The sequence below is a fragment of the Paraburkholderia sp. SIMBA_030 genome, assembly GCF_046535245.1.
Classification (GTDB): Bacteria; Pseudomonadota; Gammaproteobacteria; order Burkholderiales; family Burkholderiaceae; genus Paraburkholderia.
In genome coordinates, this window is sequence record NZ_JAWRXB010001489.1 from 1 (window position 1) to 241 (window position 241).

Annotated in this window: 1 pseudogene; it reads right to left on the minus strand. The window is 46.1% G+C overall.

Going from position 1 to position 241, the window contains the following annotated elements:
• A pseudogene (locus tag SB772_RS44990) lies at positions 1-241 on the minus strand (hypothetical protein); the annotation flags it as partial.

Consider the following 241-nt stretch of genomic DNA (forward strand, 5'->3'; position numbering starts at 1 on the left):
CCAGGCTCATGCACTTCTACACCGACAAAGTTACGAGTAGGATCAGCGGCCGCCATCTCAATAAACGAATCACCCAAGCCAAAACCAATCTCTACCGTAAGCGGTGCATCTGCGCCATTAGGGCTATCAGCGAATAACGTACGTAAGTTATCAATACCGGTAAGATCGCCATCACCAAAACTGTTATTGACCAAATACTCAGAAAATTCTGGAGCAGTTAGTGCAAGCTCAGCGTTTTTGT